Origin of the sequence: Mesorhizobium sp. B3-1-8, from assembly GCF_006439495.1 — a bacterium.
Lineage (GTDB): Bacteria > Pseudomonadota > Alphaproteobacteria > Rhizobiales > Rhizobiaceae > Mesorhizobium.
Genome location: NZ_VFTK01000034.1, coordinates 59,655 through 76,926, shown reverse-complemented (window position 1 = coordinate 76,926; position 17,272 = coordinate 59,655). Strand labels below are relative to the sequence as shown.

Genomic DNA, 17,272 nt, shown 5'->3' with positions numbered 1-17,272 from the left:
GATCTACACCCACGTGCTGGAGGAGCGGCTGGTGCGGCTGGTCAACGATCATCATCCGCTTGCCGACTAGGCCTCATATCGCTATGTGAGGGCGACGTTCCACCCCCCGGAGCCGGCATTTCAGCGGTTCCGCCTGCCATTGCCTTCCGACGGATCGGTCCGCCCAAGCATGTACAACTACCTCGACTTCGAAAAGCCGGTGCAGGATCTGGAGCTCAAGATCCTTGAGCTGAAGAAGCTTGCCGAGAACGGCGAGGCGGTCGATGTCGCCGAAGAGATCAGCAGGCTGGAAAAGCGTTCACGCGACGCATTGCGCGACCTCTACAAGGCGCTCACGCCCTGGCAGAAGGTGCAGGTCGCGCGCCACCCCGACCGCCCGCACTGCGTCGACTACATCAAGGCGCTGTTCACCGATTTCACGCCTTTGGCCGGCGACCGCAATTTCGGCGACGACCAGGCGATCGTCGGCGGCTTCGCCCGTTTCCGCGGCGAGCCCGTCGCGGTGATCGGCCAGGAGAAGGGCTCCGACACGGCAAGCCGTATCAAGCACAATTTCGGCTCGGTGCGCCCCGAGGGCTACCGCAAGGCGGTGCGGCTGATGGAGCTTGCCGACCGCTTCCAGATCCCGCTGCTGACGCTGGTCGACACCGCCGGCGCCTATCCCGGCGTCGGCGCCGAGGAGCGCGGCCAGGCCGAGGCCATCGCGCGTTCGACCTCGGCTTGCCTGTCGCTGAAAGTGCCGTCGATCTCGGTGGTGATTGGCGAAGGCGGCTCCGGCGGCGCCATCGCGATTGCCACCGCCAACCGCGTCTACATGCTGGAACACGCCATCTATTCGGTGATCTCGCCCGAGGGTGCCGCCTCGATCCTGTGGCGCGACACCACGCGCTCCAAGGACGCGGCGACCAACATGAAGATCACCGCGCAGGATCTTCTCGAGATGAAGATCATCGACGCCATCATTGCCGAGCCGATGGGCGGCGCCCAGCGCGCGCCGGAGACGGTGATTGCGTCCACCGGCGACCTCATCGCCAGGACGATGAAGGACTTTGCCGGCGCCAACACCGATTTCCGCGAGCAGCGCCGCGAGAAGTACCTGGCGATGGGCCGCAGCCTTTAATCGGGCATCTTGCGGTAAACTGTGGCGGCAACGACCAATTTCGCCACAAAAATGCCGCCGGATTCGGCTCAATGGACTTGCCGTGAGGGGTTGGCCCAATTTGTCGCGAAGGCTTGCGGTAAGGAATTTTCAAGGTTAACGGGCTTACGATCCACCGGTGTTCAGCCTGCGGGTCAAGCCATGCCGAGAGCCGTTGGCCCGAAAGAAGAGACGTAGCCGTACCGATGTTTGCCAAGCTTGCCCGCACCGGAGTCCTTATCGCCGCCATTGGCGTCGCCGGCTGCAATGATTCGTCGATGAAGGATTTCGCGCCGGAGGCCAACAAGCCGTTGCCGGACAAGATCCTCGCCGACATGAAGGCCAAAGGCATGGTGCGCACCTCCTCGGTAATGGCGCGCATCTTCAAGGAAGAAGGCAAGCTGGAGATCTGGAAGGCCAAGACCAATGGCCGCTACGATCTCGTCGCCAGCTACGACATCTGCAAATGGTCGGGAAAGCTCGGCCCCAAATACACCGAGGGCGACCGCCAGGCGCCGGAGGGCTTCTACACGGTGCGTCCGTCGCAGATGAATCCGCGCTCGAATTACCATCTGTCCTTCAACATCGGCTTCCCCAACGCCTATGACCGCGCCAATGGCCGCACCGGCCAGAACCTGATGGTTCATGGCGCCTGTTCGTCGTCGGGCTGCTATTCGATGACCGACGCCCAGATCGAGCAGATCTATGCCTTCGGCCGCGACGCCTTCCAGGGCGGCCAGACCGAGTTCCAGGTCCAGGCTTTCCCGTTCCGCATGACCGCCGCCAACATGGCGCGCTACCGCAGCGACCCGAATTACGAATTCTGGAAGATGCTGAAGGTCGGCTACGACAATTTCGAGATCACCAAGGTGCCGCCGAAGGTCGACGTCTGCGAGAAGCGCTACGTCTTCAATCAGGTCGCGCCCGAAGGCACGAGCTTCGACCCGACTGGCCCCTGCCCCGCGACGACCCAGCCGGATTCGTTGAAGACGGCCTACGCCAATTACGAGAAGAGCTACGACGCGGCCTTCAATTCGGCCGTAAAATCGAGCACGCCGCCACCGAAGCCGACGATTGCCGGCGTAAAGGAAGCCAGCATCGTTTCCGACTGGTCGAAGCGCCGCGCCCGCGGCGAGCGCGTGCCGATCGATCCGCCCTCGATGAATTCCGACGGCTCGGTGACGGAAACGACCCGCATGGGCCGCATAGATTCCCCGCTCGGCCGCAAGATGGCAGCAGCCGACGCGGAAAAGGAAGCCAAGCGCAAGGCCGAAGAGCAGCGCCTCGCGGCGATCGAGGCGGCCAAGGCCGCCAAGGAACAGGCAAAGGCGCAGGCGCTGGCCGAGAAGGAGGCCGCCAAGCAGGCCGCGCAGCAGCCGGTCGTCACCGCCGGCGTCGAACCCGCGCCCGTCCAGCCAGCGCAGGAAACGCAGGCCGCCGACGCCGACCAGGGCACCGTGTCGAAGCTGAAGAAGAAGCTGCTCGGCATGTTCGGCGGCTGACATTTTTATGCATGTCGCCCAAAAGTGGACGGCGGTCTTGGGATAACGACATGCATGAACAAAAGGCAAAGCCGCCCGCCAACTACGATCTCAAGGGATTGAACTGTCCCTTGCCGGTGCTGAAGGCCCGCAAGCGACTGGCCGCGATGCGACCTGGCACCCGGCTGTGGCTCGAGACCACCGATCCGCTCGCGGTGATCGACATCCCGGCCTTCTGCGCCGATGCCGGTCACCAATTGGTCGAAACGGCCGCGGTCGCCGGCGGCCACCGCTTCCTGGTCGAGCGCGGCAACGCGGCCTGAGCCGGTGTCTTTTCGGCTTACAATCCAGCTATCGCCAGCGGATTGGCTTCCAGCGCCGCGCGGTCCGGCGTGTCGATCGACGGCTTGTTGGTGAAGGCGGCGAACAGCCGCCGGATATAATCATCCGGCATATCGAGCGTGATCAGCACCAGCCTGGTGCCGCGCTGGCCATCGGGCCAGGCCGGCAGTCTTGCCGGCGGATGCAGGATCTTCTGCACGCCGTGGATGACCACCGGCCGCGAGGGGTCCTCCGCGAGCTCGATGACGCCCTTCATGCGCAGGAGTTTCTCGCCATGCGTCGAGCGCAGAAGGTCGAGGAACATCTCGATCGCCGAGAACGGCACCGGGCCGTCATGGACAAGCGAGTGCGAACGCACCCGCGTGTCGTGGCGATGCGCATGGGGATGGCGGCCATGATCATCGTCACCGTCATGGTGATGATGGTCGTGATCATGGTGATGATCTTGATCATACGCCGCCTCCTCGCCAAGCCAGCGCCGCACGTCGGCGGACTTGGTCTCAGGATCATAGAGGCCGCAATTGAACAGCGCCGCGGCGCCGGCCTCGCCGACATCGAGCACGACGGCGCCCGGATTGATCTGCTTGAGTCTTGCCCGCAACGCCTCGACCCCGGCCGCGTCGGCAAGGTCGGCCTTGGTCAGCACGATGCGGTCGGCCACCGCGGCCTGTTTCACCGCCTCGACATGGGCATCGAGCGTGGCCTCGCCGTTGACGGCGTCGACCAGCGTGATGACGCCGTCGAGCCGGAACGCCTGCACCAGCGCCGGATGCGCCATGATCGACTGCAGCACCGGCGCCGGATCGGCCAGACCCGTCGTCTCGACGACGACACGGGCCAGTTTCGCGATACGGCCGGTCTGCAGCCGGTCGACGAGATCGGCGAGTGTGTCGACGAGGTCGCCGCGCACCGTGCAGCAGAGGCAACCATCGGAAAGCTGGATGATGCCGTCCGAGGCCTGCTCGACCAGGAGATGATCGATCGCAACCTCGCCGAACTCGTTGATGATCACCGCCGTGTCGGCAAGCTCCGGATCCTTGAGCAGCCGGTTGAGCAGAGTCGTCTTGCCGGCGCCGAGAAAGCCGGTGAGCACCGAAACGGGAATGGGAAAGCCGCTCATCAGCTTGGCTAGTTGGCAGCTTTGACGGGCTGGTCGCCCTGGGCTCCGGCGGCGGCCGTCGCCAGCGGCTCTGCGCCGGCCGGCGCCGGTCTGTCCGGCCGCCAGATCGGCAGCGGCACATCGGCATAGTTCTGGTCGACCTGGTCGACGAATGCCTTGGGCGCTGGCCCCGTGGCGCCGCCGAGTCCGACCGCGACCAGTGTCGGGTGGTCGAGCTTCACCTGGTAGGGCGATTTCGACTTGTCCTTGGCCGCAACCTCGGGCGCCGCCTCGGACTGCTCCTCCTTCGGTTTCTTCGCGCAGATCTCGTCATGCATGTCGTTGGGCGACAGCGTGTCGCCATAGGGCTTGAGAGCGCCAAGCGTGGTCGAAGTGGCCGACGGCATCTCAAAACCCAGATCGAGCAGCTTTGCCGCCGCTTCGGCGCGGCTGATCGCCGATTTCTCGCCAAGCACGACGGCCACCAGCGTGCGCCCGTTGCGCGTCGCCGAGCCGATCATGTTGAAACCGGAAGAGCAGACGAAGCCGGTCTTCATGCCGTCGGCGCCGGGATAGCGGCCGATCAGCAGATTGTAGTTCGGGATGGCCCTCTTGCCGACGGCAAGGCCTTCGATCGAGAACCAGGGCGCGTATTGCGGAAAATCATTGCGCAGCGCCGCCACCAGCACGGCAAGGTCGCGCGCGGTCGTGTACTGTTCCGGCGAATAGAGCCCGTTCGGGTTGACGAAATGCGTGCCCACCATGCCGAGCCTGGCCGCCTCCGCGTTCATGCGGTCGGCAAAGGCGGCTTGCGACCCGCCGATATTCTCGCCGACGGCCATGGCGATGTCGTTGGCCGACTTGACCAGCATCATCTTCAGCGCATTGTCGAGCCGCATCACCGAGCCGGGCTTGAAGCCCATCTTGCTCGGCGGCTCACCGGCGGAATGCTTCGTTACCTTGATCGGCGAATCGAGCGCCACCTCGCCCGCCTGGATCGCGCGGAAGGTGACATAGGCCGTCATCAGCTTGCTGAGCGAGGCCGGATACCAGCGCTTGAACGCGTCCTGATGCTCCAGAATGGAGCCGCTCTTGAGGTCGAAAAGCACGACCGGGTTGGCACGCGCCGCGCCGGCGAGCGCCGGAAGCGCCAGCGCGCCTGCCAGCAACAGGTTGAGGAAATGCCTTTGCCGCATGATCAAATCCGAAATCGCCTCTTGCCGTAGTCGCCGCTGGGTCCGTAAGATTTCGTTACCCATCGCCAGCACAAATGCGGCTCGACCCTCGACCCCGGACCGCATTGTTGTGGTGCTATTTACCCTATGTGACGCCAAAATGGCAAAGTTCAACATAATCACAATTGCTGAGCAGCGGATCTGAACCGACTGCCGTCAATCAACCAAGAGATGGAACGATCATGCCGATTCTGAACCGCGCCGCGCAAATGCAGGAAGAAGTCGCCGGCTGGCGACGACATCTGCACCAGACACCGGAGCTGAATTTCGACGTCTTCCAGACCGCCGGCTTCGTCACCGAAAAGCTGAAGGCGTTCGGCTGCGACGAGGTGGTGACGGGACTGGGCAAGACCGGCGTCGTCGGCATCATCCGCGGTCGCAAGGGCGATGGCCCGACCATCGGGCTGCGCGCCGACATGGACGCGCTGCCGATCGACGAGATCACCGGCAAGCCATGGGCCTCGACCGTGCGCGGCAAGATGCATGCCTGCGGCCATGACGGCCATACCGCGATGCTGCTTGGAGCCGCCAAATACCTCGCCGAGACGCGCAATTTCACCGGCACCGTGGCGGTGATCTTCCAGCCGGCCGAGGAAGGCGGCGGCGGCGGCAACGAAATGGTCAAGGACGGCATGATGGAGCGCTTCGGCATCGAGAAAGTGTTCGGCATGCACAACATGCCAGGCCTGCCGGTCGGCCAGTTCGCCATCAAGCCCGGCCCGATCATGGCCGCGACCGCCGAATTCACCATCACCGTCAAGGGCCGCGGCGGCCATGCCGCGATGCCGCACGGCACGATCGATCCGATCGTCATCGCCAGCCAGCTGGTCGGCGCGCTGCAGACCATCGCCTCGCGCAGCACCGATCCGGTCGAGGCCGTGGTGGTGTCGGTGACGAAGTTCCATGCCGGCGACGCCTACAACGTCATTCCCGAAAGCGCCGAGATCGCCGGTACCGTGCGCACGCTGAAGAAGGAAGTGGCCAAGAAATCGGAAGAGCGCATTCGCGCGCTCTGCGCCGGGCTCGCCTCCGCCTTCGGTGCCACCATCGCGGTGGATTACGACGCCAACTACCCCGTCACCTTCAACCATGCCGAGGAGACCGTGTTTGCGGGCGATGTCGCCGCCGATATCGCCGGCGACAGCCATGTCCACCGCGCCATCCAGGCGGTGATGGGCGGCGAGGATTTCTCCTATATGCTGGAAGCCCGCCCCGGCGCCTTCATCTTCATCGGCAACGGCGACTCGGCCGGCCTGCATCACCCCGCCTACGACTTCAACGACGAGGTCATCCCGCACGGCATGAGCTATTGGGTGAAGCTGGCCGAAACCGCGCTGGCAGCCTGACGGTCCGGCAGCGAAGGCCCCGCCGCCATATGCTTGGCCGGCTCAGCCCGGCCTCACCGAGACATTACGGCCTATGGGTAGGTCAGCATGCCCCTTGGCGAACCGACCCGAAGCGGCTATGTGTCTGGCCGCGTGGTCCCGTAGCTCAGTAGGATAGAGCGGCAGATTCCTAATCTGTAGGTCACAGGTTCGATTCCTGTCGGGATCACCAAGTTTTTCAAGGGCTTGGCGAGCAAGTCGCCGCATGGTGGGTGTCAGGTCGATCCTTGTGAGAACGGCCCCGAAAGATGATGCGTGCGCATAAGTGTGGAGAGACGGTTCGCGGCCTCGGCGAACGCTTCGCCTCCGGAAGCGATCAGCGCCGGTCGCTCCTGCTCGGACGCCGCCAGGATGCGTTCCCAGAACGCGGCAACGAGAGCGCTTGATCGGGCGAGGTCGGCGGCCGCGCCCTGATCGTCGGCCAGCGCCGCCAGATGCCGGAGATTGATGCCGCCGATACCGGGCGGGGCTTTCGCCCCCATGTCGACAAAACCGGAAGGCAGCGATCCTTTCAGATTGTGGACGCGATGGTCGACGATGGCGGCGCGGATCTGATCGACCGCCTGCTTGGCGCCCGCGACACGGGAGGGATGGTCGGTGTCGGCCGCGGCATGCGGAAGAAGTTCCAGACGCTGGCCATGGCGTTCGACCAGCTTCAGATAAGGCAGCATCGGTCCTGAAAGCATGACGCCGTCGGCAAAAAGGTCGGCATCGATCGCCGCGTGGGAAATACGGCCCGATTCCAATGCGCGCTCCAGCGCTGCCACATCGACCAGCTCGCCGCGGTCATAGTTGATCAGCACGGCGCCGTGGTTGAGAGCGGAAAGCAGCTCGTCTCCGATCAGCCCGGCGTTGGCGTATTTTTGCCGGCCGGCATCGAAAGCGCCCAGGCCGAGATGGACCGAAAGCGCGTCCGCGCCGCGCGCCGCGTCCACCATGCTTGCGGCGTAGTCGAAGCCTTCCAGCTCGATCCATTTGCGGTGACGGGGCCGCGCATGGATGGTGACCCGCATGCCGAAGGCCTGGCCGAGCCTGGCGAATTCCCGACCGATGTTGCCATAGCCGATCACCGCCAGTCTTTTTCCTTCGAGCTTCTCGGTCGGGTAATGGCGCAGATCTTTTCCCGTATCGAACTGCCCGCCGGCGACCAGGCTGTTGAGCCTGTCCACGGGAAGATCCGGCCTGACTTTCAGCAGCGCCTTCATGGCCATTTGCGCGGTGGCGCGGCTGTTGATGCCCGGCGTATTCATAAGCGGCGCTTCGCCGCCCTCTCCGCTGCCCCCGCCCCAGGATGCCGAGCCCATATTGCCGGTGCCGGTCCCGATGCGCACGCCGCCGAGGCGGAACCTGGCCTCGGCCGGAATAAAGGTAGCCGCGGCGATCACGGCGTCATAACGGCCGTCGCCAGCCTCGGCCAACAATTCTTCCCGCGTGCTCAATTGCGGCAGGTAGAAGAAATGCAGCCTGCCGGGATCGAGGGCGCCAGCGCTGCCGATGCCTGTCTGATGGAACACATCGCCCTTGGCTTCGATGTAAGCCTTGACCTCGCTGTGATCGGGATTGCCGTCCGCGCCGAAGCGAAGGCCGACAAAGTCGCAGATCAGAATGTTGGCTGATGTCATGAACGTCGTTTCCCTGCAGCTGCCTCCAGCTACTCCGATCCGTTATCCGATGGACGACGTGAAGCGGCATATCCGGGTCGCAAGCGAGAGATTTGCCTCAGGAAGCTAGAACCTATCGGCCCTGACTTGGAAGGGACAAGCCGCTGAACAATTCATGGATCGGTCCGCTAATGGTTTTCATGACCGGAAGAGACCCGCACGACCGGCCTGCCGAAATTGCGGGCCGGCGGTGCCGCGCCGGTCCCGCAATCGACGCATCGGTCTGGAGGGGCCGATGCGCCGTCACACCTGAACCTTCAGGCAACCCTGCGATCGGCCTGGCGCGCGAAGATCTCCTGAACCTTGTCCGCTATCGCCTTGCCGAGGCCGCGGTTGTTCTGCGCAGTGAAGTGGATGCCGTCGCAGCCGTCGGTGGTGATGAAATCCCCGGCATTGAGGAAATCGACCTTCGTGAAATCGGCCATGGCGCGATATTCGGCCGCCAGCGCCGCCGTCTTCTCATGGCCGCCGGCGAACATGCCCTGGAAAAAGGGATGCGGCATCGGGGTCAGCGGCGGCGGTGCGACCACCAGCGCCTGCGGGGCCGGATAGGGCGTGCCGACACCGCCGGCGCTGGTAAGGATCTGGCCGACGAGCTTGGCCATGCCATTGGCGATCTCGTAAGGCGTGCGGCGGAAGAACGACTTGGTGTCATTGGTGCCGAGCATGACGATTACGAGGTCGAGCGGCAGGTGGCTGGCGATGGCCGAGGGCAGATAGGCGCTGCCGTTGAGGCGCGGATCGTTGGGATCGTCGAGGCTGGTCGTGCGGGCGCTCAAACCTTCCTCGATCACATGATATCCATCGCCCAGATGCGAGGCCATCACGCCCGTCCAGCGGTCCTGATAGGCGTAGCGATGCGTCGGCGATCCCTCGATGACCGGAATCCAGCCCCAGGTCAGTGAGTCTCCAAAACAGAGGATCGATCTTTTGGTCATGTCTCCAATCCATTTCCCTATGCGATTGACTATTGGCCGTCCCGAACTCGCCGCTCAGTTCGACTTGCTCCTGATGCCGTAGAGGATCGCCGCGAGCAGGATGATGAGGCCTTGCGCAATCAGCTTGCCGGGCTCGTCGACGCCGAAGGTTGTCATCACGACGAACAGCAGTGCGAACGACAGCACGCCGAAGAAAGGCCCCCAGACACCGCCTTCCCCACGGCCGAAAACGACGCCGCCGAGGATGGTCGCGGCGACCGCCAGGATCGGCAGGTCGAGGCCGACCCGGACGCTGCCGACGGCAATCGAAGCCGTCTGGACCAGCGCGGCGATGCCAGCGAACAAGCCCGCCAGCGTATGCGCAAGCACGACCGTGCGCGCGACCGGGACGCCGGAGAAATGCGCCGCCTGCACGTTCTCGCCGACCGACGTCACATAGCGGCCGAAGACCGTGCGCGACAGGAACAGCGACAGCACCACCGAAACCACCACCCAGAAGATCACCGGCGTCGGCACGGGCCCGAGCTTGGTGTTGTAGATGTCGGCGAACATGCCGGGCACATCGCCGGGCGGCTTGCCGCTGGACAGATACTGCACGATCCCGACCAGGACGATGCCGACCGCGAGCGTGACGATGACGGCCGAGACCCGCCTCACCCCGACCATCAGGCCATTGAAGAACCCGACGGCCAGCCCGATGCCCAGCGCCAGGACAATGAAGAAAGCCATGGAAGCGCCGGGAAAGACGCCGGACGAGATGGTGTAGTTGATGAGCAGGATGACACCGCCGCCCGACAGGTCGATGCTTCGCACCCGCATCACCAGAAGCTGGCCCAGCACCAATATGCCGAGCGGCACGATCTGGCGCACGAATATGCCCATGATGTTGAGATTGAGCATGTTCGGCCGCGCGATCCACAGAACCAGGAGCAGCACGCCAAAGACGTAGTAGGCAGGAGGAACGCGCAGGAAGCGGCGCATCATAGGATGGGTGAGCGCGGCTGCCACTTACAACCCCATCTTTTTGCGCGACTGCAGAGCAACCACAAGAAGCAGGATCGCCCCCTTGATGGTGGTCTGAATGAAGGGCGACACGTTCGTCAGGTTCATGCCGTTGGCGAGCAGCGCCATGACAAGGGCGCCGATGACGGTGCCGTGCAGGCTGCCGATGCCGCCGGAAAGCTGGGTGCCGCCGATGGCCACGGCCGTGATCGCGTCGAGCTCGAACAGCAGCCCGACATTCGGGTCGCCCGAAACGATGCGCCCGGCGAGGAAAATGCCGGCAAGCGCCGCGAAGCAGGCGCAGATCACATAGGCAAGCACGATGTTGCGCCGGTCGGCGATGCCGAAATTATGCGCCGCATCCTCCACGCTGGACGAGACGCCACCACCGATCGCGAAAAGATGCAGCCCGAAGCGCGAGCCGTAGAGCAACTTCCAGGCGACCGCGAGCGTAAATATGCCCCAGAACACCGGCATGGGCACCCCAAGGAAGGAGCCGGCCACGGCGCTGATGACGATATCCGGCACCGTGCCGCCCGAAACCGGCCGCAATATCCGCGTGATCCCGAGCAGGATGTACTGCGTCGACAGCGTCGCGATGATCGGATGCACGTTGAAGCGGGTGATGATGAAGCCGTTGCCGAAGCCGACCAGCGCGGCCAGCACGAACACCGCCGGGATCAGCACCCAGGCGGGTCCGCCGAGGGCGAGCACCGCCGTCGTGAAGCTGATCATCGACCCTACCGAAAGGTCGAGCCCGCCGAGCAGGATGACGAACATCTGGCCGACCGCCGTGATGACGAGCGGCATCGCCTGCGGCACCAGATTGAGCAGATTCTCCCCGTTGAGGAACTGCGCCGTCTCGAGGCTGAGCCAAAGCGTGATGGCCAGAACGATCAGCAAGGGCAGTATCCACATGCCCTGCCGCGATCCTCTTGCGCCCGCGAGGCGTCTGCTGATGGTTGTCATCGGCGCTCACCTCTCGCCTCATTGGCCTGCCCGTTGGCGCTGAGCGCGGCGTCGAGGATGTTGTGCTCCGTGGCGTCTGCCGCCGGCATTTCCTTGACGATCGTGTCGTTGTGGACGACGCAGATGCGGTCGCAGGGCCCGATCAGCTCGATCGTCTCGCGCGACAGCACCAACACCGCCCCGCCTTTGCCGGCAAAGTCGCGCAGCAGCCGGTAGATCTCGGACTTTGCGCCGATGTCGACGCCGCGCGTCGGTTCTTCGACGAGCAGGATGTCGATGTCGGCGGCGAGGTAGCGGCCGAGCAGCACCTTCTGCTGGTTGCCGCCCGACAGTGTGCCGACGGAGGCGCTCGGACCGCTGGCCTTCACGGCAAGGCTCGACATCATGTCGGCGACCTGCCGCTGATAGCCGGCGGCCAGGGCCAGTTCCGACCGTTTCGAATGGAGTGCGGCAGCAATGTTGTGCGCCACGGAAAGGCCGAGGAAGAGCCCGTCTTCCTTGCGATCCTCTGGTACGAAGCCGACGCCCATTGCCTGCAGCCGGCGCACGCCGCCGCCAGGCGACACCGGCAAGGGCAGCGACTTGCCCTTGATCGTCACACGGCCGGCGAAAGGATGGTATTGACCGACCAGCGAGCGCAGGAAGCGCTGCTGGCCCTGCCCCTCCAGGCCGGCCAGCGCAACGATCTCGCCGCGGTTGAGCGCCAGCGAGAACGGCCTGGAGCGCTCGGTGATGCGGAAACCCTCGACCGAAAGCATGGCGGGGCCGGAGACATCGCCACGCTGGGGAAAGAGATCGGCCAGCTCGCGGCCGACCATCATCGCGATCAGCGACGCCGGCGTCATCTCGGCGATTGCCCTGGTGCCGACAAGTTCGCCGTCCTTCAGAACCGTGACGGTGTCGCAGATGGCGAAGATTTCGTCCATCCGGTGCGAAATGTAGACCACCGCCTTGCCCTCATCCTTCAGTCTGCGGATGTGGCGGTTCAACACTTCGACATCGGCGGCATTGAGCGCCGCCGTCGGCTCGTCGAGGATGAACACGCTGGCATCGGTCATGATGCCGTGCGCGATCTCCACGAACTGCCGTTCGGCGATGCTGAGCCTCGAGACCAGCGTGCCCGGATCGAGCGTGAGGCCGAGTTCGGTAAGCGCGGCGCCAGCCTCGCGCCGCATGCGGCGATGGTCGACCCCGCCGAAAGCTATGGTCCGTTCGCGGCCGAGGAACATGTTTTCGGCGATCGTCAGATTAGGCAGCAGCGACAATTCCTGGAACACGGTCGAGATGCCGGCTTCCAGCGCATCCTTCGGTCTGTGGAAGGCGATCTGGCGCCCGTCGCGCAGGATGGCGCCGCTATCCGGCTGGTGGACCCCGGCGAGGATCTTCATCAGCGTCGATTTGCCGGCGCCGTTCTCGCCCATCAGCGCATGGACGGAGCCCGATCGGAGAGCGATGGAGACGCCCTTCAGCGCCGCCGTGCCGGCAAAGGCCTTCCGGATATCCGACATTTCGACAAGGGTTTTCACGAAACAAGCACCACTGCATTCAGGAGTATTCGGTGGCGCGGGCCCACGTCGCCGCAGCCCCGCGCCACCATGGCGCCACCTCTACTTCTTGGCGTAGAACTCCTTGAGCTTGTCTTCGGGCAGCTCCGACGGCCACCACACATTGGCCGAGAGATCGTCGCGATAATATTTCTTGATCTTCTCGATATCCCAGCCGGGCGGATTGTAGTCGTAGTGCTTCTTCAGCTCCTTGCCTTCGAACAGGGCCACGGCGGCGCGGATGCCGGCCGCGCCCTGGGCCGGGCTATATTCCGCCGAGATCGACTTGAAGCCGTCGGCGATCCACTGGCCGAAGAAGCCGTTGTTGCCCTCGCCGGTGATCGGCGGGATCTTGGCACCGAACTGCTTGAAGACGTCGACGCAGGCGCGCGTCATATCGGCGCCGGAAGACCAGATGCCGTCGACCTCGGGGTTGTTCAGGTAGAGCGTCTCGCAGAGCTTCTTGGCCTTGTCGTACTGCCAGTCGCCATGCTCCTCGGCGATGATCTTGACGTCGGTCCCCTTCAGCGCCTGCAGCAGGCCGTTGTAGCGGTTGGTGTCTTCCGGATGGCCGGCGAGCCCGCGCAGCACCCAGATATTGCCCTTGCCGCCGAGTTCCTTGACCAGGAAGTCGCCCATCACCTTGCCGAAATGTTCGGCGCCGCCCTGGATTTCGGTGGTGAAGGCATCGCTCTCGATACGGCCGGTATGCACGATGACGGGAATGCCCGCCGCCACGGCTTTGGCGATGCTGGCGTCCGCCGAGGTCGACGTGACCGGCTGGACGATGATGGCGTCGACCTTCTGGGCGATCAGGTCCTCGATGTCGGCGACCTGCTTCTTCTGGTCAAAGCCGGCATCGAGCAGGATGAATTTGCTGATGCGCTTGTCCTTGGCGGCGGCAGCCTCCGCCTCATGCGCGACCTGCACCGTCCAGGTGTTCGCGTTTACGCCGAAATGGCTCATGCCGATGACCCAGGGCGGATCCTTCTTGAATTTCCCGGCCTCGACCGCTGGATTGTCGCCGGCACGGGCGGTAACCCCGTCGAGCAGCGATACCTCGTCGGCGAACGAGGGAGCACACAACATGGTGGTCGCGATCACTGCCGCTGCGATTGATTGGATAATCCGTCTCACTGAGCCATCCTCCTTCTCAAGCTCCACGAGCCCTGGTGACCAGGACCACGACTTCCCATCGGCGCGCGGCCATTGCCAAACGCCGCTCCTGCCGGGGCGAGCCCGGCACTGCTTCAGTTCGTTGCTCAACCCGAGCGCATGGCCGCTGGGGACAAAGGTCCAGCGTTGCCGCCCATGGATCATGGCAGCCGGTCGGCGCAAAAGGTTCGGGGCATTCCTCCCAGGCTCAGTTCAACCATCGATCCGGTGGGCTGTCAATAATTATTCAGAGTGATGGATTATCTTTGCGGCTTGCGCTACCTTTCCGCCGGATGGCAGGGTCGCTCGACGCGGACGACCGACTCTCGTCCGACGATTTCTGCAAATCAGAACCTTGGCTGGATCGGGGAGGAGCATGCGATCGGTCTTGTGCTACGGCGACTCCAACACGCATGGGCAGGTACCCGGCGGCACACCGCTTGACCGCTACGGCCCGGCCGAGCGCTGGCCCGGTGTCATGGCAAGGGAGCTGGGCGTCGGCTGGCATGTCATCGAGGAAGGCCTCAGCGGCCGTACGACGGTGCGCGACGATCCCATCGAGGGTGCCCACAAGAACGGACGTACCTACCTCAGGCCTTGCCTGCAGAGCCATGCCGTTCTCGATCTCGTCATCATCATGCTGGGGACCAACGACCTCAAGGCGCGCTTCAACCAGCCGGCCTCTGAAGTCGCCATGGCCATGGGCTGCCTCGTCTACGACATCAAGGAACTCAAGCCCGGCCCGGGCGGCAGCGTGCCCGAAATCATGATCGTGTCTCCGCCGCCAATGCTGGACGACATCAAGGAATGGCGGTCGATCTTCGCCGGCGCGCCTGAGAAGTCGCGGCAGCTGGCGCTCGAATTCGAGATCATCGCCGATTCGCTCGAAGTGCATTTCTTCGACGCGGGCTCGGTCGTCACCTGCGATCCGCTTGACGGGTTCCACATCAACGGACAGGCCCATGTGTCGCTTGGCCGTGCGCTGGCCCGCGAAGTCGAAGCAATCGGGTGGCCGGATGAGAGATGAACGCGGCATACGGGTGTCCCGCACGACCGATCGCGAGAGGACGCACCATGCCTGACATGCGCTTTGCGCCGCCGAACCCGCTCCGCATCGCGGACCGCGCCAGCGGCCTCAACGCCGTCAGCGTGCGCAGCTACAACGAACGCCTTGTGCTGTCGTTGCTGCTTCAGAGCAAGGATATCACCCGTCTCGAGATCGGCGAGCGGACCGGCCTGTCGGCGCAGACTGTGTCGGTCATCGTCCGATCGCTCGAGCAGGAAGGGCTGATCGCCAAGGGTGAGGCCCAGCGCGGCCGTGTCGGACCGCCGACGGTGCCGATCTCGCTCAACCCCGAGGGCGCCTATTCCGTCGGCATCAGCGTCGGCCACCGGCAGGTGGAGGTCGTGCTTGTCGACTTCGTCGGCTCGATCCGCTCCCATACGGTCCTGCCGTTCTCAGCCGCACAGGACACCAACCACCCGCAATTCATGACCGCCATCGCCAAGGCGATTGCCGATCTGCCACGGCATCTCCACTCGCGCATCGCCGGTATCGGCCTTGCCCTGCCCGGCGACGAAGCAGAACTCGAGCTAACGCCAAAAGCGGCGCGCGAGCGGTTCGACGCCCTGCAGGAGGAGGTCGAGAGGGAGATCGGTTATCCCGTCTACGTCCAGAACGACATCACCGCCGCTGCCGGTGGCGAAAGCATGTTCGGCGTGGCAAAGCATCTTTCGGACTACCTTTTCTTCTATCTCGGCGCGCGCCTGCACAGCCGCCTGGTCCTCAATCACCAGATCTACAACACCACTGCCGCGGTGAGTTTCGACGTCGGCATCCTGCGCCTGGAGCAGGAGATCCGGAAAAATGGCAATTCGCCCTCCGAGCTGTGGGAGCGGCGCGCGGACTGGCCTTCGTTCGGCGATGCCGAGATCGCGTGGCAACGCGAGCTGCTGGAGCAGATGAAGTCGTCGATAGCGGCGCTGAAGCCGTTCGTTCCCGTGGCTTCGGTCGTCCTGTCCTCTTACGCGCCGCAGGCGGTCTGCAAGGCAATCTGCCGGGAGCTGGAACAGGCTATGCCTGGTATAAGCGCCATAGCCGGCAACATCGAGCGTTCGCCCAAGGCGGTGGGAGCGGCGGGCCTGCCCTTCAGCTCGCGGTTCATGGTGGAGTGACGTTCATGGTCACCGGCGTCTCGCTGCCCATCGACGGCGGCTACACCTGCCGGTGATATCGGGCGCATAACAAACGCTGGACCACGGCACCAGCAGCGGCGGGACAGCGGCCGCTTGAGTCAGCCACGCCCCAACGAACCCAGCCGGTCAGCCTGAGATAATTTCGTAGCGAAGGATCTGGGCGTCGCCGAGGGCCGATCTGCGTCCAGGCGAGATGACGCCGGAGCCGAAGAGGAGAATATCTTCGCGGCGTACGAATACTTCATTGCCGGGCCCCATCGACACAAATGTGCCCGACGAGCTGCGCTCGACAAGCCGGACCTTGCCATTCGAAATGCTGAAGGTCGCGTGGTGCCTTGAGACCCAGGGCCGCGGGACAACGATATTGCATTCCGGAGATCGGCCGATCGTCACCAATTCGTTGTTTCGGCAGGATCGCAACTGATCTTCATAGCGGATGACCAGATTGATCTGCGGCGGCAGAGCGGAACGCCTATCGACAAAGGTGCCTCGATTGGCGACGTGCGTGCTGACGGCCCCATCGTCGCTCCTCAGCGTATAGACATCGAAGAGTTCTTGCTTTCCCTTGAATGCCATTTTGTCGAGGAGCCGCAAGGTACTGCGGCTGCCCGCGGAAAGGGCTTCGAAGAAGCTCTGGCTGATCAGGACCTCCCCGGGGTTGGCCGTGGTGGACAATCTTGCGGTCACATTGACAACGTCGCCGAACACCGCGCCCCGCGCACGAATGACCGCCCCGAAATGCAGTCCGATCCGGGCGATCAAAGGCTCTTTCGTCAGTTGGCCGCCAATCTGGCAGACGGCCCTCAGCGCCGCCTCCGGTCTCTCGAACAGGCTGAGCACGTCATCGCCCTTCGAGTAAATGAAGTCACCGCCGTGCTGGGCGACGATCTCGCGTATCGCGTCGAGGCAATCCGAGACCTGCCGCAGGGCGGCATCGTCGCCGATGCGCTCATAAAGTGTCGTGCTGCCCACGACATCAGCTAAGAGGACTGCGGCTAGAAGTCTTTCCTGATCCATCGACTCGTATCCGCCCCGAGAGCGTGGCGTGTATAACATACCAAAGGTGACCTTGACTTATCTACCTGCGCGCCCGGGCGCCGGCGCAACGGGGCAAGTGCTTTGGCGCG

15 protein-coding genes and 1 tRNA gene are annotated in these 17,272 nt (G+C 64.0%); 7 read left to right on the top strand and 9 right to left on the bottom strand.

Annotated elements, in window-relative coordinates:
• The first annotated feature begins 169 nt into the window (after positions 1-169).
• The 3 genes from FJ424_RS26210 to FJ424_RS26200 all read left to right on the top strand — a co-directional run bounded on the left by FJ424_RS26210 (position 170) and on the right by FJ424_RS26200 (position 2,942).
• A complete protein-coding gene (locus FJ424_RS26210) occupies positions 170-1,120 on the top strand; it encodes an acetyl-CoA carboxylase carboxyltransferase subunit alpha (RefSeq protein WP_140657897.1) in 951 nt (316 codons plus the stop codon).
• Positions 1,121-1,344: 224 nt separating this feature from the next.
• On the top strand, positions 1,345-2,640 hold the full coding sequence (locus FJ424_RS26205; RefSeq protein WP_140657899.1) for a murein L,D-transpeptidase family protein: 1,296 nt from the start codon (positions 1,345-1,347) through the stop codon (positions 2,638-2,640).
• A 50-nt stretch (positions 2,641-2,690) separates the two neighbouring features.
• Entirely contained in the window at positions 2,691-2,942 is a 252-nt protein-coding gene (locus tag FJ424_RS26200; RefSeq protein ID WP_140657901.1) for a sulfurtransferase TusA family protein, read from the top strand.
• 17 nt (positions 2,943-2,959) lie between these two features.
• Here the strand turns inward: FJ424_RS26200 and FJ424_RS26195 are convergent, their stop codons facing one another.
• Together FJ424_RS26195 and FJ424_RS26190 are read right to left on the bottom strand one after the other, a co-directional pair.
• Positions 2,960-4,081: a GTP-binding protein gene (locus tag FJ424_RS26195; protein ID WP_181167110.1), complete on the bottom strand. Its 1,122-nt coding sequence runs from the start codon at positions 4,079-4,081 to the stop codon at positions 2,960-2,962.
• A gap of 8 nt (positions 4,082-4,089) precedes the next feature.
• The gene (locus FJ424_RS26190) at positions 4,090-5,256 is read right to left on the bottom strand and encodes a D-alanyl-D-alanine carboxypeptidase family protein (RefSeq protein WP_140657905.1); all 1,167 of its coding nucleotides are present in this window, start codon (positions 5,254-5,256) and stop codon (positions 4,090-4,092) included.
• A gap of 221 nt (positions 5,257-5,477) precedes the next feature.
• Here FJ424_RS26190 and FJ424_RS26185 point away from each other — a divergent pair, with 221 nt between their 5' ends.
• Both FJ424_RS26185 and FJ424_RS26180 read left to right on the top strand, forming a co-directional pair.
• Positions 5,478-6,641: a M20 aminoacylase family protein gene (locus FJ424_RS26185; RefSeq protein WP_140657907.1), complete on the top strand. Its 1,164-nt coding sequence runs from the start codon at positions 5,478-5,480 to the stop codon at positions 6,639-6,641.
• Positions 6,642-6,775: 134 nt separating this feature from the next.
• Positions 6,776-6,852: transfer RNA gene (locus tag FJ424_RS26180), tRNA-Arg, on the top strand.
• A gap of 43 nt (positions 6,853-6,895) precedes the next feature.
• Here the strand turns inward: FJ424_RS26180 and FJ424_RS26175 are convergent.
• The 6 genes from FJ424_RS26175 to FJ424_RS26150 form a co-directional block, all read right to left on the bottom strand.
• Positions 6,896-8,302 carry an NAD(P)-dependent oxidoreductase gene (locus tag FJ424_RS26175; RefSeq protein WP_140657909.1) on the bottom strand — a complete coding sequence of 469 codons (1,407 nt, stop codon included), beginning with the start codon at positions 8,300-8,302 and terminating at the stop codon, positions 6,896-6,898.
• Between the two features lie 296 nt (positions 8,303-8,598).
• A complete protein-coding gene (locus FJ424_RS26170) occupies positions 8,599-9,279 on the bottom strand; it encodes an SGNH/GDSL hydrolase family protein (RefSeq protein WP_140657911.1) in 681 nt (226 codons plus the stop codon).
• 54 nt (positions 9,280-9,333) lie between these two features.
• Entirely contained in the window at positions 9,334-10,263 is a 930-nt protein-coding gene (locus FJ424_RS26165) for an ABC transporter permease (RefSeq protein WP_181182140.1), read from the bottom strand.
• A 24-nt stretch (positions 10,264-10,287) separates the two neighbouring features.
• Positions 10,288-11,250, bottom strand: coding sequence for an ABC transporter permease (locus FJ424_RS26160; protein ID WP_140657915.1), 963 nt, complete (start codon positions 11,248-11,250; stop codon positions 10,288-10,290).
• Positions 11,247-12,776 (bottom strand): sugar ABC transporter ATP-binding protein, encoded by a 1,530-nt coding sequence (locus FJ424_RS26155; RefSeq protein ID WP_140657918.1) that lies wholly within the window; start codon positions 12,774-12,776, stop codon positions 11,247-11,249. Before FJ424_RS26155 ends, FJ424_RS26160 begins: the two co-directional genes overlap by 4 nt.
• 81 nt (positions 12,777-12,857) lie before the next feature.
• Complete coding sequence (locus FJ424_RS26150; RefSeq protein ID WP_140658004.1) at positions 12,858-13,883, bottom strand: ABC transporter substrate-binding protein; 1,026 nt, start codon at positions 13,881-13,883, stop codon at positions 12,858-12,860.
• A gap of 442 nt (positions 13,884-14,325) precedes the next feature.
• Between FJ424_RS26150 and FJ424_RS26145 the strand changes: the two genes are divergently transcribed.
• Together FJ424_RS26145 and FJ424_RS26140 are read left to right on the top strand one after the other, a co-directional pair.
• Positions 14,326-14,976 (top strand): SGNH/GDSL hydrolase family protein, encoded by a 651-nt coding sequence (locus tag FJ424_RS26145; RefSeq protein WP_140647428.1) that lies wholly within the window; start codon positions 14,326-14,328, stop codon positions 14,974-14,976.
• Between the two features lie 47 nt (positions 14,977-15,023).
• Positions 15,024-16,124, top strand: coding sequence for an ROK family transcriptional regulator (locus FJ424_RS26140; RefSeq protein WP_226892105.1), 1,101 nt, complete (start codon positions 15,024-15,026; stop codon positions 16,122-16,124).
• Between the two features lie 147 nt (positions 16,125-16,271).
• Here FJ424_RS26140 and FJ424_RS26135 read toward each other — a convergent pair whose 3' ends face one another.
• A complete protein-coding gene (locus FJ424_RS26135; protein ID WP_181182138.1) occupies positions 16,272-17,162 on the bottom strand; it encodes an adenylate/guanylate cyclase domain-containing protein in 891 nt (296 codons plus the stop codon).
• Positions 17,163-17,272 lie beyond the last annotated feature (110 nt).

Excerpts from the sequence above, each read along its gene's own strand:
- FJ424_RS26210 (WP_140657897.1), top strand. The coding sequence starts at position 170 with ATGTACAACTACCTCGACTTCGAAAAGCCGGTGCAGGATCTGGAGCTC.
- FJ424_RS26205 (WP_140657899.1), top strand. The coding sequence starts at position 1,345 with ATGTTTGCCAAGCTTGCCCGCACCGGAGTCCTTATCGCCGCCATTGGC.
- FJ424_RS26200 (WP_140657901.1), top strand. The coding sequence starts at position 2,691 with ATGCATGAACAAAAGGCAAAGCCGCCCGCCAACTACGATCTCAAGGGA.
- FJ424_RS26195 (WP_181167110.1), bottom strand. The coding sequence starts at position 4,081 with ATGAGCGGCTTTCCCATTCCCGTTTCGGTGCTCACCGGCTTTCTCGGC.
- FJ424_RS26190 (WP_140657905.1), bottom strand. The coding sequence starts at position 5,256 with ATGCGGCAAAGGCATTTCCTCAACCTGTTGCTGGCAGGCGCGCTGGCG.
- FJ424_RS26185 (WP_140657907.1), top strand. The coding sequence starts at position 5,478 with ATGCCGATTCTGAACCGCGCCGCGCAAATGCAGGAAGAAGTCGCCGGC.
- FJ424_RS26175 (WP_140657909.1), bottom strand. The coding sequence starts at position 8,302 with ATGACATCAGCCAACATTCTGATCTGCGACTTTGTCGGCCTTCGCTTC.
- FJ424_RS26170 (WP_140657911.1), bottom strand. The coding sequence starts at position 9,279 with ATGACCAAAAGATCGATCCTCTGTTTTGGAGACTCACTGACCTGGGGC.
- FJ424_RS26165 (WP_181182140.1), bottom strand. The coding sequence starts at position 10,263 with ATGATGCGCCGCTTCCTGCGCGTTCCTCCTGCCTACTACGTCTTTGGC.
- FJ424_RS26160 (WP_140657915.1), bottom strand. The coding sequence starts at position 11,250 with ATGACAACCATCAGCAGACGCCTCGCGGGCGCAAGAGGATCGCGGCAG.
- FJ424_RS26150 (WP_140658004.1), bottom strand. The coding sequence starts at position 13,883 with ATGTTGTGTGCTCCCTCGTTCGCCGACGAGGTATCGCTGCTCGACGGG.
- FJ424_RS26145 (WP_140647428.1), top strand. The coding sequence starts at position 14,326 with ATGCGATCGGTCTTGTGCTACGGCGACTCCAACACGCATGGGCAGGTA.
- FJ424_RS26140 (WP_226892105.1), top strand. The coding sequence starts at position 15,024 with ATGCCTGACATGCGCTTTGCGCCGCCGAACCCGCTCCGCATCGCGGAC.
- FJ424_RS26135 (WP_181182138.1), bottom strand. The coding sequence starts at position 17,162 with ATGGATCAGGAAAGACTTCTAGCCGCAGTCCTCTTAGCTGATGTCGTG.